The organism is Paenibacillus sp. FSL H7-689, assembly GCF_000517905.1.
GTDB classification, from domain to species: domain Bacteria; phylum Bacillota; class Bacilli; order Paenibacillales; family Paenibacillaceae; genus Paenibacillus; species Paenibacillus amylolyticus.
This window is the reverse complement of the sequence record NZ_ASPU01000015.1, coordinates 662,509-677,136: the sequence shown is the minus strand read 5'-3', so window position 1 is coordinate 677,136 and position 14,628 is coordinate 662,509. Positions and strand designations below refer to the sequence as shown.

The following is a 14,628-nucleotide window of genomic DNA, read 5'->3' as shown; positions in this document are numbered from 1 at the left end:
TTTATGCTACCATCTGTGCAGGATCAAAGTGAGATATACTCGCTACATAGAAGGGCGGACAACGATATGAAACATCTGCTGCTGGCAGACGATGATGCCAATATTCGAGCACTCCTGCGGCATGTCATGACTAAGGAAGGGTATCGGGTCCATGAAGCGCAGGATGGATTGGCAGCGGTCAAACTGATGCAAGAAACGCCGATCGATCTGGCGATCCTCGATGTGATGATGCCCGGCATGGACGGACTGGAGTTATGTGATTACATTCGGCAGCACTACGATATTCCAATTATGTTGCTGACGGCACGAGATCAGCTATCTGACAAGAGAGATGGTTATTTGAAAGGAACAGATGAATATGTGACCAAGCCATTTGAACCGGAAGAACTGGTCTACCGGGTAAAGGCGTTATTTCGTCGGTACCATCGCACATCCAGCGATATCATCCGTATGAACCGGATCGTCATTGACCGAAACAATGTGGAGGTTACCGATGGGCAATCCATTCTCTTTTTGCCAATGAAAGAATTTGAATTACTTTCACAGCTGGCCCAGTTTCCGGGCCGTTTGTTCTCGCGGGATGAACTCATTCGGCTCGTCTGGGGAGCAGATTACGAAGGAGATGACCGTACCGTTGATGTGCACATCAAGCGGCTGCGTGATCGTTTTGCCGATTATACGGAAGATTTTGTCATTCAGACTGTGCGGGGTATTGGTTACAAGATGGAGGTGAAAGCACCTTGAGGACCTTGTACGTCCGGGTATTCCTCATTACAATTGCCGTGATTATGGTCAGCGGCATGCTCGGTTTTCTTTTGTCCAACATCTACTATCATACAAAGCTCAAGGATTTCAATGATGAGAAGCTGGTGGGCATCGCGACGCAAATGAAGCAATTTGTGGAACAGCAACCCGGCACGATGGAGCAGTATTTGAACAATGCCGCCGCACTTGGGTACGAAATCTATGTGACGGATGGAAAAGGCAACGACCAATTCTACGGCCGCGAATTTCGAGAGAAAGATTTGGACAAACAAGCTGTAGAACTGGTGTTGAATGGTGAGGTATACCATGGCGTCGCCCAGTTTCCAAGCAAACCGTTCATTACCGGCTTCTTTGATAATCAATTAAGCAATACCGTGGGTGTTCATCTACAGCTAGGCAACGCGAATTACGCCCTCTTTATGCGTCCGGATGTAATTTTGCAATTCGGTGAGTTGCGGATCTTTTTTGCGCTGATTGGAGCATTGACGATAGGTATTAGTATCCTGATCTTTCTGATCAGTACCCGCTATCTGGTCAATCCGATTGAACGTCTGTCCGAGGCAACCAAACGGATTGCGCAAGGAAAATATAATCTGAAATTGCCTACCGCAAGGCGGGATGAGATTGGACAGCTGGCCCAGCATTTCATGACCATGAGTCGTGAATTGGAAAGGGTAGATCAGGCTCGGCAGCAGTTTGTATCCAACGTATCCCATGAGATCCAATCGCCGTTGACCTCGATTCAGGGTTTTGCCCAATTGGTGGCGGATCGGGATCTGCCTGAACAGGAAAGAGAGCACTATGCATCAATCATTGAGGAGGAGAGCCGTCATCTCTCTTTGCTCAGCAAACAACTGCTACTCCTGTCCTCCCTAGAACAAGGCAACGAAGATCTGAGCAAAGTAAAGTTCTCTCTGCGAGATCAATTCCGGCAAGCCGTTCAGGTGCTGCAATGGCAATTGGAAGAAAAAGAACTGCTGCTTCGGATTTCGGTGCCCGAATCCATCCAGCTAGTCGGTAATGAAGTGCTGCTCATGCAAGTTTGGATGAATCTACTGGGCAATGCGGTAAATCATCTACCGCAGGGAAGAAGCATCGAGATTCACGCCGAGCAGACGGATAACCAGTGTGTGATTCAGATTCGGGATACAGGAGACGGGATTGCTGCGGAGCATCTGCCTTTCCTGTTCGATCGATTCTATCGGGTGGATCGTGCGCGGGAACGTTCTTCTGGACGAACCGGGCTTGGACTTGCCATTGTGCAGAAAATTATCCGAATTCATGACGGTACGATCGAGGTTTCCAGTTCGCCTGAGGGTACGGTCTTTACGGTGACACTTCCGCAGATGTAATCTGTTATTCATTTGCCGTTCATTTTCGCCTCCTATACTTGGATTATCAAGAGGGAGGTCACAGAACATGTACTTGGCTATTCGGGAAATGAGGTATGCCAAAGGGCGCTATGCCTTAATTGCTACAATCATGGTGCTGGTTTCATTTCTGGTACTGTTTGTTACAGGTCTTGCACAGGGGCTGGCGTATGATAACGCAGCTTCGGTCAAAAATATGGCAGCAACCCACTTTGTGCTGGAGCAGGATTCGAATCATCGGTTCACCCGGTCACAAGTGGATCAGGATCAACTTAATCAAGCTCGCTCCGCAGTGGGGCAAGAGAACGCTGAGCCACTCGGTGTGAAAATGACAACCGTCAGTCCAACCGGCGACACAAAAAAGATCGATGTCACGCTGTTCATGGTTAATCCGGAGGGCTGGCTTGCTCCAACGGTGACTGAAGGGTCTCCGATTACGGATCAGACAAAAGGGCAAGTTGTGGTGGACCAAAAGTTGTCTGAATCTGGTGTCACAATTGGCACCGTCTTGGTCGATCAAGCTTCGGGAACGGAGTGGACCGTTGGTGGATTTGTACAAAATGAGTCCTTCAGTCACTCCCCAGTGGTGTTCCTGAATGAACAGGAATGGCTTACGCTTCAAGGAGGTTCACAAACTTCGCAAGGTTCAGCAGATACCAATGCCAATGCTCCGATATACAATGCTATTGCGATTAAGGGTGGGGGCGATCAGGTAGACCGCCTGAGTGCTGCAATGCCTAATACGGAAGTCATCACAAAGTCGGATGCCGTATCGGCCATTCCTGGTTATAAGGAAGAGCAGGGATCGTTGCTCATGATGATCGCTTTTCTATATGTCATCTCGGCGTTTGTGCTTGCGGTATTCTTCTATGTCATCACAATTCAGAAAACGAGTCAGTTCGGGATATTAAAAGCCATAGGAACGCGGAATGCTTATCTGGCGGGTAGTGTTTCGTTACAAGTATTAGTTCTGTCGGTTGGCAGTTTGGTGATAAGCGTACTACTGGTTCGACTGTTTGAGTCCATTCTACCAGCATCGATGCCGTTTCAATTAGGCTTGTCCACCCTCGCACTGACCTGTGTATTATTCATTCTCATGTCTGTGGCGGGTTCGTTATTCTCGGTGTGGAAGGTTACCAAAATTGATGCACTTGATGCGATTGGGAGGACAGCAGCATGAGAAACCGATTGGTATTACAGGGAATTACACAGACCTTTGAAGATGGTGGCAGCAAACGCACGATTCTGGACAAACTGGACCTTGAGGTTGCCGAAGGGGAAATTGTGGCCGTAATGGGGCCTTCTGGCTCGGGCAAAAGTACATTCCTGTCCATTGCTGGCGCACTTCTTGAACCTACGGAGGGGCAGGTTCTACTGGATGGGGCCTCGATTATGGGTAAAGGCAAACAGGAGATATCCGATATGCGGCTTCAGCAGCTAGGCTTTATTTTTCAAAGTGCTAACCTCATTCCGTATCTGAAAGTAGAAGAACAACTCATGGTGGTCGCAAAGCTCGCCGGATCGGATAAAAACAAGGCGGAGAAACGAGTGGATGAGTTGTTGGATACGGTAGGGTTAACCCATCGGCGGAAGGCGTATGCGGAGAAGCTGTCTGGCGGGGAACGTCAGCGGGTCGCCATTGCACGGGCCTTGATGAATGATCCGGCTGTTCTGCTCGCGGATGAACCGACAGCCAGTCTGGATGCGGAACGTGGACTGGATATTGTCGGCATGATTGCACGGCTCGTAAAGGAGCAGAGCAAGAGTGCAGTGATGGTTACGCATGATGAGCGGATTTTGCCGCTCTGTAGCCGGGTTCTTTTTTTGGAAAATGGAAAGCTGGTGCAGCATTAGAAGGAGAATGGTCTGAGAGTCTGGAGAGAACACTGATTCAAGGCTTAAGGGCAGAGAGCGTAAGAAGAGGGTCACGTATTCCCCGGTGGGAAGGTGGCCTTCTTTCTGTGTTTTCGACTATAATTGGAAGAATAGTGGAATTAGATAGAGAGGATCGGGTGCGGATGAGTAGCTTGAGTGCGGAACTATTTCCGGCGCTGAGTACGTCAATTCATTGGGGAATTATTGAGGCGGAGTTCAGATTGAACGACATCGTGGATGAAAAGCTGGTGAGTAATATTAGCATCATTCCTTTTGTCGGGGATCAATGTGTCGTCTTTCAACTGGATAATGGAGATTGGGAGCTGCCTGGAGGGACGCTTGAAGCAGGTGAGCAGTATATGGATGGACTGAAGCGCGAACTGATGGAGGAACTTGGGGCAGACATGCGGTCCTATCAGATCTTTGGTCAATTCTATTGCACATCCAGTGCGTTGGAACCGTATCGACCGTATATCCCGCATCCCCATTTCGTACGAATCATCGGTTATGGAGATGTTGAACTTGTCGGTGATCCGCTGAATCCGGAGGATGGCGAGCAGGTGGTTGCGGTGGAAGTGGTTGAGATTGATGAAGCGATCCGAAGATTCCAGGAACAGAACAGGCAGGACATTGCGGAGATGTACAAACTGGCTTATGTACTGCGAGATGAAGCGAAACAGTGAGAGGCAATGGTTAGGTATTCTAATTCCAGATAACTTACGGAGGTAATGATGATTCGAGATAAAATTAACGAGCTGCTGGATGCATTACCCGAAATGGAACTGAACCGAGCATATTGGGGGATTGAGCGTATCCATCAGGAATATATATTCAAGAAGAACTTGCAGGATAAGGGAGTTATTGTGTCCGAACTGTACGACGAATCCGAAGAGATTGTACAGAAATGGGACAGCGTATTTTCCAATAATATCGATGATGTGGTCAAAGAGTCTATCCATTATAGCCAGTACAAGTGGCATATGTTCAGTTATGAACAACAGAAATGTCTGACACATGATGAAGCACGAGATGCTTTCGATGCCGAGCCGAAAGATGAAGTATATGTGATGTATGAAAGTGGTGGTTGGGTGCTTTTATACGAAAACGCGAATCGGGTCATTGCAGCGGATTTTGATTCGGAGCAGGATATCTATATCTTCGACCGAGCGTTTACATGGACGTACGTGTATACGCACGAATCCATGTGTGGCCCTTATTTTTATAAAATAGAACAAGCATGATTCTGAACAAAAAAGGGTAACAACGAATTAAATAAACTTTGCCTTGGGAGTGATATCAATGCAGGAACTTTTTAAGAAGATCATCAAAACAGACGTCAAACCCGTATTTGCCAAACACGGCTATTCGAAGAAAAATCTGAATTTCTACAAAGCGGATGGAAACCTCGCATATAAGTTCAACATTCAAAGAGCAAAGTATAACACCAGTAGACAAGTCCAGTTTTATGTTAATTGTGGTGTTCATTCCACCGAACTTGCGGAGTTGCATTCCGTTGGATTGAATGGAGACATATTGGAGTTCACATCTCATTTTACCTGCCGAATCAGAGAAATAGCCCCTTCCGCTCCGGCCCACTATACCTTAACGCCTGATATCGATCCAGACGCTTTATCGAAAGAACTGGTGTCACATTTGGAAGAGGGTATGTCATTCTTACACTCGCTAACAGGGGCCAGAGATATAGTCCATTATTATATGGACAAGACAGCGCTACATTTAAGCGAAGTAACCTTCCGTTTCCTGCTAAAAGCCGGCGATACGGAAGAAGCCAAGCATTATTTACAGCAACTGCACGCCAAATACGGAGCCGAAAAGCGCTGGACGATATTAGAAAAGAAATATGCAGCTGTTTTTGCCGAGTACGGAATGTAAGTTATATGGTAAGAAAACAAGCCGAATTCATAACCTAATTTTAATTTGTTTGGAGCTGAATTTAACAATAATTAAAATTGCGATTCCTTCCAATAATATGTCTGAGATAAGGGTGTTAATTTGGAAGGACTGATAATCATGAGTAATATACGGGTTCTACTTTATATAATGTGTGCTCAATAGTTGGACCGAGATCAGCATCCAATTGGTGAAATTTAATCCTGAAGTATAGACTCTTTAGAAAGTTTTTTATGTTATTCTTTTGCCTAAACGAGGGAAGAAATTCTGCATTTTTCTCTACATCACCAAAACGTTGAATCCATTGCTTTATGTAAGTCTCACTAAGTATCCTTCTATTTAAGACACTAATGATGGATTTCACCATTCTTTCATCTTCCCCATCGGAGTATACGCAGTCTGTAACGGTTATCTTTTGATAAACTAGGTCGAGGATAGTTAAGAGATCCGTCTCATCTAGTTCGGTACATTGAGCTAAATCATCCAAAACATCTGCTGCGTGTGCTATGGCATGAGCCCAGCCTTTTACTTCGTCATGTCCACGGTAATCACGCTCTTTTTGTACATTGTAGAATACGTTCCCTTTGATCTGATGAATGTGTTCTTTTGAGAGAAATGGTGATTCTCTATGCCTGGATAAAAAGAGTGATATAACCAACATAGAGAAAGATCGAGTGAATACAGCGTCTGAATTTGTTTCTCCAAGTCTAAAATGCAAATGGTTTTCATCCAAGACTACGGGTAAGATTTGCTCTAGTTCGTACACAGTCAGAGCATGACCAGGAATCCAATTCGATAAGGTTGTGTAAATTAATTCATCACGTAGCTGGGCATCCAAAGAACCGATGTTATGTATCATTTCTTGTACTAATGGAAATATATCTGAAGGTGCTTGGTAGTCATTCTCTTTTATTAATAACAACTTATCTTTTAATTCCATTCTACACACTCCTAAGAGTAAACTATCATTCAGGTTGCCTTGGTTATATTATACAATTTATAAGGAGTGATGCCCACATGGCAAACGATAAAGGAACACTCAGAACATGCGAACAAGGACATTTGTATTATAAAAAAAGTGATTGCCCAACCTGTCCGACGTGCGAAGCTGAACGTAAACCGACAGAGGGATTTCTAGCCTTATTGTCAGCTCCCGCCAGACGGGCCTTGGAGAATGAAGGCATCACAACACTACTGCAACTTGCGGAGTACACGGAGAAAGAGATCCTGAAACTTCACGGAATCGGGCCATCTGCCATGCCCAAACTGCGAAGCGCTTTGGAAGAAGAGGGATTGTCTTTTAAGAAATAACTCTCATTACTCCTTTCCTTTAATCCACAACGGAAGTAATCTCCTTCATCGTTACCTGATAAAATAAGTAACCTGTGCCTTGACACTCGTAGTACAATAAGGAAGTTGTGTAAAATTCTATATAAGAGGAGGGCGGAGAGATCGCTATAAGGAGAGTGTGAAAATACATACAACGGACGTGAAGTAAAGGGATAGAAGCACCCGTAGATTCGATTTGCATTATGACTATTACGAGGAAGACTCATCTCAGAAAAACAAAACTGCATAAGGAAGTGTTACGAGGTGGAACCACATATTGAAGAGCAAAAAACAGACTACCGTCCACTAGGTGTGTCGGGATTGGGTGGTTGGCTGATTCTCATCCAGATTGGATTATTTGTTACGGTAATTCTACTTGCAGTGCAATTATTTCAGCAGATAATACCCACATTCACAACTGAGACTTGGGAAATGCTAACTTCCAAACAATCAGACTATTATCACCCATTATGGGGTCCAGTACTTATTTTTGAGATGGTGTACAATACGCTGTTTTTATTATTCAGTGTATATACAATTTTTGTGTTTTATAGCAAGAAAGCAATATTACCCCGTCTGATGATCATCTTCTATGGTCTCAGTCTGATTGTAGGTATTATTGATTACCTATTATTGCTCCAGATTCCGTTAGCAAAAGAATTGGAAGATGGAAGCTCGATCAGAGAAATTGCTAAATCTGTCATCACTTGTGCCATTTGGATTCCTTATTTTATCAAATCCGAGCGAGTTCATAACACATTTGTAAGATAAATGGTAAGCAGGAAATGCCCGATCTTGGATAGAAGCTATCTGAGGTCGGGTTTATTGTATATATGCCGGGCTAGTCATACAGTGTAAAGGTACATTGTTCATTATAGAAGTGAAAAGGAGGAGAGATCTTGAAGATTTATCTGGTAAGGCATGGGATGGATGAGGAAGGGTATCGAGGCGGATGGAGTGATCGTGGACTTACGGAACAGGGAATCAATCAATCCAGGAAACTGGGAGAGCATTTGCATCATCATGCTGAGGAGTACAACATACAGACGATTATTAGCAGTGATCTTCCTCGTGCAGTACAGACTACACGGGAAATTGAGAAACAATTAAACATGCAGGCTAGCTTAATGAAAGATTGGCGGGAGATGAATAACGGAGATTTGGCAGGCATGCTCCAAAAGGATGCTGAAGAACATTACCCAGGGGTTTATTTCAACACCCTTGAAATGGATTCACCTTTTCCGGGAGGAGAAAGTCCAAGGGATTTTTATAACCGGATAAGCATATCTTTCGAGAATCTTCTTAGAGATATAGAGGGACAAACAGTCAAGTCCAATGTTCTATTAATTACTCACGGCGGAGTGATTAATATTCTGTATTATCTGCTTGAGAAGAAGGAATGGAGCAATAAGTCCAGCTTTTATCCCATGGACAACACCAGTGTACATACCGTTGAAAAGGGAAGGCATGGTTGGAAACTTAGCAGCGTAAATGTGTTAAGTCATCTAGATTAGTTGTTTTTCCATGTTAAATAGAAGACGGAGGCGATGACATGAGCGATAAACCAATTGAACTGTTGCAACGTTTAAAATCTTTATCCGGCCCATTTCCAACGTGGGATACGGGGCAGTTGCCGGAGCGGCCGGGGAAGCTATTTTTGGAGTGGTTGAGATTGGCGGTTGAGAACAAAGTGAAAGAACCTCACGCTATGACAATCTCCACCGTGGATCAAGATGGTTATCCTGATGCGCGGGTGTTGATTTTGAAAAACGTAATTGATGAAACGTTCTATTTTGCCTCCAGTTCGGAGAGTCGAAAAGGGCAGCAGTTGAAGGAGAATCCTCATGTCGCTCTGACATTCTACTGGCCTTCCCTTGGAAGACAGATTCGGATAAGGGGAATTGCCGAGGATCGGGGAGATGAAGCGGGCGCTGATGATTTCCGCAAACGTTCAGCTGGAGCAAGAGCAGTTGCCATGACAGGACATCAGAGTGAGGTTTTGGATAGCGAGGAAGTGCTGGATAGTTCCATTGAAGCTCAGAAGGAAAAGATAAGACTTGACCCCAGTGTTGTTACACCTCATTGGCGTCTATATGCCGTGAATGCACAAGAGGTGGAGTTTTGGCAGGGAGATTCGGAGCGCAAGCATGTACGAGTCCAATATGTGATGCATGATGGGCAGTGGAAGACACTCAGATTGTGGCCTTGATATTACAACAGGTGAGTTAGGCAACACGGACCGAACTGCTGTGTGTTTCTTTTTTCTAACAATATGAGGGAGGATAAATCTATGAAAACGATTGAAAGTTTCTTCGAACCATTTCCCGTGTTGGAAACCGAACGGACGTTACTGCGACCTCTTACTTATGATGATCTGGAGGATATGTACGGTTACTGCGTTGTACCTGCTGTATCGGAGTTCACGACCTGGGACGCGCATCAGAGCAAAGAAGACACCAAAGCTTTTTTAGATTTTGTCATGAGTCGCTATGAGACGGATCTAATAGGCCCGTGGGGGATCGAAGATAAACACACCAAGGGGCTGATTGGTAGTTGTAACTATCTAGGGTGTGATAGCGATAACAGGAGAGTTGAACTGGGATACGTGTTATCTGATCAATTTTGGAATCAAGGTTACATGACTGAGGTAGTGAAACGAATCATCCAATTTGGATTTGACGAAATGGGGCTCGAGCGAATTCAGGCCAGATGTTTGGTGAAGAACACGGGTTCCGCCAAGGTTATGGAGAAGGCAGGCATGCATTTCGAAGGTGTGCTGAGGAAATACATGAAGGTAAAAAATGAGCTTCAAGATCTGAAGATGTATGCTATCGTAAAAGAAGACTTCTATACTCGTGTTAAATAAAGAACGTATTTTTGAAAGGGCGATCGAGGTTGAACAAAGGAATTCTGTATCTTATGTTATTCATGACTTTTTTAAGTAGCTCAGAAGTGACATACAATCGTAATGCCGTTTCAAAAGAACCTCCTGCATCTCATGTAACAAAGATATTTACTGAGGATGAATTCCAATTTCAGATTAAATCCAAAGATATTACGATTAAATTAGGAAGTACTCGTGAAGAGGTTGAGCAGCAACTTGGACTCCACGTGGATTATTACTACTACACGAATGTCTATCAGTACAAAGATATGAGAATTCATTACAAAGATGGAATTGTGGATGGCATTATGATTGATGGCCCGGCAAAGTTCAAAACGTACAAAACGCCAAGCGGGATAGGTTATGGAAGTACAGTTCAGGAGGTCTTCCAAAAATATGGAAAAAAAGCTTTTATAGATACTAAAACAGGAAAAGTAAAAAGTATTACATATGTCATGGAGGAAAATAAACAAGGTAATTACCATGTCATACCGTCCTTTGATCATGCAATATTGGAAGGAGGATTTGAGAACATGAAAGGGTTGTCCATGAATTTTGATCAAAAGGGTCGTGTGTCATTCATTATGCTGGCGAGCCATGAGTTTGCCTATAATCCTGAGTTCAACAAGGATGACATACAATAGAGGATTATGGGATTACCTTACATCACTCCCGATCATTGAGGAAATGGGTTTTATTTTTGTTTTCAGCAAGCAACGTACATAATGTCATATCTTGAACCTGGTGCCTTCCGCTATAATCTTCAAGTTATCCAAATGTGGATTGAATGAAGGAACCAGGAGGTACAACGAATTGACGACCAAAAACAAATATAAATCACTCGAATTGGAAACCCCCGGCGTATATGAGCTAGAAGGGCTTGAAGTGGGAGTGACATCGAACTGCAATTATAAATGTGACTACTGCTGCGCCTACAATCGGGATGATGGAGCGTGCATCAATAGTCAGGAAGTCATCCGTATTATTAGTGAGCTTCCTCGTCTCAAGAGAGTGCGATTGTCAGGGGGAGAAGTTACTCTGAAATATCAGGATTGCCTGGAGATTGTGACGTACTGTGCGGCACATGGCATCGATACACAATTGAACAGTAATGCCAGTCTGCTGACTGAAGAACGAATCATCGCGTTGCGAGATGCAGGCTTGTCCAACATTCATATCTCGTTTAATTATACGGATGCGGAGGCCTATGCTGCGTACTACCGTGTGCATCCTCGCATGTATGAAAGGTTGGAGCAGAATATCCGTTTGTGTACGGAAGCCGGTCTGGAGACGGTGCTGGAAACGTTACTGTTTGAAGGGAACCAAGCGAACATGCAGGCCATTAGCGATAAGGTGTATGACCTGGGGGTGCGCATCCATGAGATCCAGAACAGTATTAAGATGCCGCATACCGACTGGACCCAGATTGTATCCAAAGAGTCCCTTGTTCGATCTGTTACGGAATTAATTAAACATAAAAAGCCAGATACAACGCTCTATTTCACCTGTATGGATCGGTTCGCTGAACAGTTAAATTTGCGCGAACAACCCGGTGTGTATTTCTCTAATTGTGTGGATGGCACGAAACAGCTGCACCTGCACGGCAATGGGGATATTCTCATCTGTGAGTTATGCCATCCTGTTGTGATTGGCAACATCTACACTGGAACGTCGTTGAAGGATATTTATGCCCAACAGCCACCGGCGTTAACGGAATTTTTGGAAAAGCGGCCTTGTCCCGCGTACGATGCTCTTTTTGCAGACGCATAACAGGAAGACCTGATGAAGATATGTGATATGAATGTTGAACGAAATATGTACACGATATTAGTGGCCTTAGGATTGTATAGATTATAAATCAAGGTGATCTGATTTCCTCAATGGGAAAACGGATCACCTTTTTTTATTAAACTATTCATTTACACAATATCAGCGATTGGAAGGTGGTTCTGTCATCTTAGTGTCAGTGTGAATATTCTTTAGTTCAATTGATATGGTTTCAGATTCATTTAAGCTACCCGGCCTAATATGGCCTTAAGACTTAGATGAAGAGGTGAGCTTCACATGATGAAGATTGATGAGAAACCAACCCGGAAAGAACCACATAAAAGGCCGATCTCTCCAAGAAAGCGCAGATGGCTTATCATCACACTTGTCATCGTGCTTGCGGTAGGTGGAATCCTATACAGTCTGGCTGACCGTTACCTGATCCGGCATGTGCAGGTGGTTGTGGAGGATGAGAACACGGCAACGGCAACAACGAACAACGCCAATGATTCCACCAACACTTCAACCACAGCGACTGAGGTGAGTGTAACGTCAGATGATTGGAATTATTCGAGTGATGATATGAAAGTCAGTATTGAAAAGGTACAGACTGGTTCAGGCTCGGATCAGATTACGTATTATGTCGCTGATGTTCAGCTAACGGATGCAAGCAGCCTGCGAACTGCGCTGGCGGACAACAGCTTTGGAACGAACATTACCGAAAATACGTCAGAGATTGCTGCTGCCAATAATGCGATCTTTGCCATTAACGGTGATTATTACGGATTCCGCGACGATGGTGTCATTATCCGAAATGGAACGTTGTACCGGGACAGCCCAACGCGGGATGCACTTGCCCTGTTCAACGATGGTACGATGAAAACATATAACGAGAACGAGATTACTTCCTCGGAATTGCTGGCCGAAGGTGCAACCAACACACTATCTTTTGGGCCAATTCTGATTCAGGATGGCGAGATCGTCAGTGATTTTAGCAGTGTAAAAATCGATAACAACTTCGGTAACCGCTCCATCCAGGATACCAATCCAAGAACAGCGATCGGCATGATTGCTCCGAATCATTACGTCTTTGTGGTGGTGGACGGACGGCAGGACAACAGCCGTGGCATGACCTTGGCAGAACTGGCTGATGTCATGAAAGGTCTGGGAGCAACCGAAGCCTACAACTTGGACGGCGGGGGTTCATCCACGATGTATTTTATGGGCAGAGTTGTCAATAATCCGCTGGGGCGTAATCAGGAACGTGGCGTAAGTGACATTTTATATCTGACGGAGGGACAAGGATCATGACGATATTAATTCCATCATATGAACCAGATGTGCGTTTACTGAATCTCGTTTTGCAACTGCAAACCTTTAAACTTGGACCCATTGTGATTGTGGATGATGGCAGTGGCCCCGGTTACCGTGGAATTTTTGAAACGGCAGAAGCGTATGGCTGTACGGTCCTGACACATCCCGTCAATCTGGGTAAGGGCAGGGCCTTGAAGACTGGCTTTCAGTATATTAAGGAGTATGGACCTCAGGGCGGTATAGTGTGCGCAGATAGTGACGGACAGCATCTGCCACATGATATTAAGCGTATCTTCGAAGTGCTACTCGCACAAAGCACACCAGGAATTGTACTCGGCAGCCGTCGCTTCAGTGGTAAAATTCCAGCACGTAGCCGGTTTGGCAATACAGTCACAAGGGCGGTCTTTTCCCTCACAACAGGTACCAAAGTATATGACACGCAGACCGGTCTACGCGGTTTTCCCTACTCCATGCTGGACTGGCTGAACCAGATTCCCGGGGATCAGTTTGAATATGAGATGAACATGTTGTTAACGGCACACAAGGAAGGGTATGAGATTACGGAGGAGTTTATTGATACGGTGTATCTGGATCACAATGAGTCCTCCCATTTCCGCCCACTGGTAGATTCGTTCCGGATCTATATGCCAATCCTGATGTTCAGCACATCTTCGGTGCTATCGGCACTGATTGATTTTGGATTACTGTTCGTTATTCAGTATTTCACGCATAATCTGTTTCTGTCGGTTGTTGCAGCAAGACTGTGCAGCTCCATCTTCAACTATACGATTAATCGGAAGTACGTGTTCTCCGCAGGGCGAACCTCTAAGGTTCGGCAGTCTTTGCCCAAATATTTCTCACTTGTCCTACTGGTGCTGTTATTAAACTACACTTTATTGTATTTTTATAATGAAAAACTAATAATCCCGCTGCTCGCAGCTAAGCTGCTGACCGAGGTATCCATCTTTGTATTCAGCTATTGGGCACAGCGCAGATTTGTCTATTAACTTTGAAGAGAGAGTAAGCCTATGGCTTGCTCTTTTTTGGTTGAAACGGTTTCATATGTACCCTGAAATAGGTTACGATGGAGTGGGAAATAAGGAGCCTTATTTTATGTGAAATGGATGTGGGCTGATGTTGAATCGTGTGCGCAAGGACTTGCGTTATTACCTTCAGGAGCATCAGGATCGGAAAAACCGCATTTTGCATTACTTCGCGTTTTTGTCGGCGTTTGTGGCATGGATTTTTTTGTTTATTGATATCAAAGTCACGCTCCTACTCGCTGTAACCCATTACGCTTTATCCTGGATGGGGCACTTCTATTATGAAGGCAATAAACCCGCAGCTTTTCGTTATCCTCATAATTGTAAATATTCTTTAGTTGAACTTATATAAAATAAATATGGGAGGATG

18 protein-coding genes are annotated in these 14,628 nt (G+C 44.6%); 17 read left to right on the top strand and 1 reads right to left on the bottom strand.

All coding sequences use genetic code 11. The features are described from left to right. Positions 1 to 66 precede the first annotated feature (66 nt). From C170_RS14065 to C170_RS14035, 7 genes are all read left to right on the top strand, one after another. Complete coding sequence (locus tag C170_RS14065) at positions 67 to 744, top strand: response regulator transcription factor (RefSeq protein ID WP_036611065.1); 678 nt, start codon at positions 67 to 69, stop codon at positions 742 to 744. Continuing rightward, complete coding sequence (locus tag C170_RS14060; RefSeq protein ID WP_036610471.1) at positions 741 to 2,117, top strand: sensor histidine kinase; 1,377 nt, start codon at positions 741 to 743, stop codon at positions 2,115 to 2,117. The genes C170_RS14065 and C170_RS14060 overlap by 4 nt, the downstream gene beginning before the upstream one ends. A gap of 67 nt (positions 2,118 to 2,184) precedes the next feature. After that, the gene (locus C170_RS14055; protein ID WP_036610469.1) at positions 2,185 to 3,315 is read left to right on the top strand and encodes an ABC transporter permease; all 1,131 of its coding nucleotides are present in this window, start codon (positions 2,185 to 2,187) and stop codon (positions 3,313 to 3,315) included. Beyond that, entirely contained in the window at positions 3,312 to 3,989 is a 678-nt protein-coding gene (locus C170_RS14050) for an ABC transporter ATP-binding protein (RefSeq protein WP_036610467.1), read from the top strand. The genes C170_RS14055 and C170_RS14050 overlap by 4 nt, the downstream gene beginning before the upstream one ends. A gap of 164 nt (positions 3,990 to 4,153) precedes the next feature. Continuing rightward, complete coding sequence (locus C170_RS14045) at positions 4,154 to 4,693, top strand: NUDIX hydrolase (protein ID WP_051447168.1); 540 nt, start codon at positions 4,154 to 4,156, stop codon at positions 4,691 to 4,693. Positions 4,694 to 4,738: 45 nt separating this feature from the next. Further along, positions 4,739 to 5,251, top strand: a complete 513-nt coding sequence (locus tag C170_RS14040) for a DUF4275 family protein (protein ID WP_235200764.1) — start codon at positions 4,739 to 4,741, stop codon at positions 5,249 to 5,251. Positions 5,252 to 5,309: 58 nt separating this feature from the next. After that, a complete protein-coding gene (locus C170_RS14035) occupies positions 5,310 to 5,903 on the top strand; it encodes a DUF4304 domain-containing protein (protein WP_036610462.1) in 594 nt (197 codons plus the stop codon). A gap of 136 nt (positions 5,904 to 6,039) precedes the next feature. Here the strand turns inward: C170_RS14035 and C170_RS14030 are convergent, their stop codons facing one another. Then, positions 6,040 to 6,861 carry a DUF2785 domain-containing protein gene (locus tag C170_RS14030; RefSeq protein WP_036610460.1) on the bottom strand — a complete coding sequence of 274 codons (822 nt, stop codon included), beginning with the start codon at positions 6,859 to 6,861 and terminating at the stop codon, positions 6,040 to 6,042. 77 nt (positions 6,862 to 6,938) lie between these two features. On the opposite strand from C170_RS14030, the gene C170_RS14025 reads away from it, so the two are divergent. The 10 genes from C170_RS14025 (at position 6,939) to C170_RS13980 (ending at position 14,610) form a co-directional block, all read left to right on the top strand. Then, positions 6,939 to 7,232: an RNA polymerase alpha subunit C-terminal domain-containing protein gene (locus C170_RS14025; protein WP_036610457.1), complete on the top strand. Its 294-nt coding sequence runs from the start codon at positions 6,939 to 6,941 to the stop codon at positions 7,230 to 7,232. A 282-nt stretch (positions 7,233 to 7,514) separates the two neighbouring features. Continuing rightward, the gene (locus C170_RS14020) at positions 7,515 to 8,021 is read left to right on the top strand and encodes a DUF2569 domain-containing protein (RefSeq protein ID WP_036610454.1); all 507 of its coding nucleotides are present in this window, start codon (positions 7,515 to 7,517) and stop codon (positions 8,019 to 8,021) included. A gap of 128 nt (positions 8,022 to 8,149) precedes the next feature. Further along, positions 8,150 to 8,764 carry a histidine phosphatase family protein gene (locus C170_RS14015; protein ID WP_036610451.1) on the top strand — a complete coding sequence of 205 codons (615 nt, stop codon included), beginning with the start codon at positions 8,150 to 8,152 and terminating at the stop codon, positions 8,762 to 8,764. Positions 8,765 to 8,802: 38 nt separating this feature from the next. After that, entirely contained in the window at positions 8,803 to 9,459 is a 657-nt protein-coding gene (locus C170_RS14010; RefSeq protein WP_036610449.1) for a pyridoxine/pyridoxamine 5'-phosphate oxidase, read from the top strand. 81 nt (positions 9,460 to 9,540) lie between these two features. Next, a complete protein-coding gene (locus C170_RS14005; protein WP_036610445.1) occupies positions 9,541 to 10,116 on the top strand; it encodes a GNAT family N-acetyltransferase in 576 nt (191 codons plus the stop codon). 29 nt (positions 10,117 to 10,145) lie between these two features. Next, positions 10,146 to 10,778 carry a hypothetical protein gene (locus C170_RS14000; RefSeq protein WP_036610442.1) on the top strand — a complete coding sequence of 211 codons (633 nt, stop codon included), beginning with the start codon at positions 10,146 to 10,148 and terminating at the stop codon, positions 10,776 to 10,778. Between the two features lie 169 nt (positions 10,779 to 10,947). Next, on the top strand, positions 10,948 to 11,904 hold the full coding sequence (locus C170_RS13995) for a radical SAM protein (RefSeq protein WP_036610439.1): 957 nt from the start codon (positions 10,948 to 10,950) through the stop codon (positions 11,902 to 11,904). 294 nt (positions 11,905 to 12,198) lie between these two features. Beyond that, a complete protein-coding gene (locus tag C170_RS13990; protein ID WP_051447167.1) occupies positions 12,199 to 13,212 on the top strand; it encodes a phosphodiester glycosidase family protein in 1,014 nt (337 codons plus the stop codon). Continuing rightward, entirely contained in the window at positions 13,209 to 14,222 is a 1,014-nt protein-coding gene (locus tag C170_RS13985; protein ID WP_036610436.1) for a bifunctional glycosyltransferase family 2/GtrA family protein, read from the top strand. Before C170_RS13990 ends, C170_RS13985 begins: the two co-directional genes overlap by 4 nt. A gap of 127 nt (positions 14,223 to 14,349) precedes the next feature. Continuing rightward, positions 14,350 to 14,610: a DUF962 domain-containing protein gene (locus C170_RS13980; RefSeq protein WP_076252634.1), complete on the top strand. Its 261-nt coding sequence runs from the start codon at positions 14,350 to 14,352 to the stop codon at positions 14,608 to 14,610. Positions 14,611 to 14,628: the final 18 nt, after the last annotated feature.

What these genes read in the sequence shown, in the direction of transcription:
- C170_RS14065 (WP_036611065.1), top strand. Translation starts at nt 67, where the DNA reads ATGAAACATCTGCTGCTGGCAGACGATGATGCCAATATTCGAGCACTC.
- C170_RS14055 (WP_036610469.1), top strand. Translation starts at nt 2,185, where the DNA reads ATGTACTTGGCTATTCGGGAAATGAGGTATGCCAAAGGGCGCTATGCC.
- C170_RS14050 (WP_036610467.1), top strand. Translation starts at nt 3,312, where the DNA reads ATGAGAAACCGATTGGTATTACAGGGAATTACACAGACCTTTGAAGAT.
- C170_RS14045 (WP_051447168.1), top strand. Translation starts at nt 4,154, where the DNA reads ATGAGTAGCTTGAGTGCGGAACTATTTCCGGCGCTGAGTACGTCAATT.
- C170_RS14040 (WP_235200764.1), top strand. Translation starts at nt 4,739, where the DNA reads ATGATGATTCGAGATAAAATTAACGAGCTGCTGGATGCATTACCCGAA.
- C170_RS14035 (WP_036610462.1), top strand. Translation starts at nt 5,310, where the DNA reads ATGCAGGAACTTTTTAAGAAGATCATCAAAACAGACGTCAAACCCGTA.
- C170_RS14030 (WP_036610460.1), bottom strand. Translation starts at nt 6,861, where the DNA reads ATGGAATTAAAAGATAAGTTGTTATTAATAAAAGAGAATGACTACCAA.
- C170_RS14025 (WP_036610457.1), top strand. Translation starts at nt 6,939, where the DNA reads ATGGCAAACGATAAAGGAACACTCAGAACATGCGAACAAGGACATTTG.
- C170_RS14010 (WP_036610449.1), top strand. Translation starts at nt 8,803, where the DNA reads ATGAGCGATAAACCAATTGAACTGTTGCAACGTTTAAAATCTTTATCC.
- C170_RS14005 (WP_036610445.1), top strand. Translation starts at nt 9,541, where the DNA reads ATGAAAACGATTGAAAGTTTCTTCGAACCATTTCCCGTGTTGGAAACC.
- C170_RS13990 (WP_051447167.1), top strand. Translation starts at nt 12,199, where the DNA reads ATGATGAAGATTGATGAGAAACCAACCCGGAAAGAACCACATAAAAGG.
- C170_RS13985 (WP_036610436.1), top strand. Translation starts at nt 13,209, where the DNA reads ATGACGATATTAATTCCATCATATGAACCAGATGTGCGTTTACTGAAT.
- C170_RS13980 (WP_076252634.1), top strand. Translation starts at nt 14,350, where the DNA reads ATGTTGAATCGTGTGCGCAAGGACTTGCGTTATTACCTTCAGGAGCAT.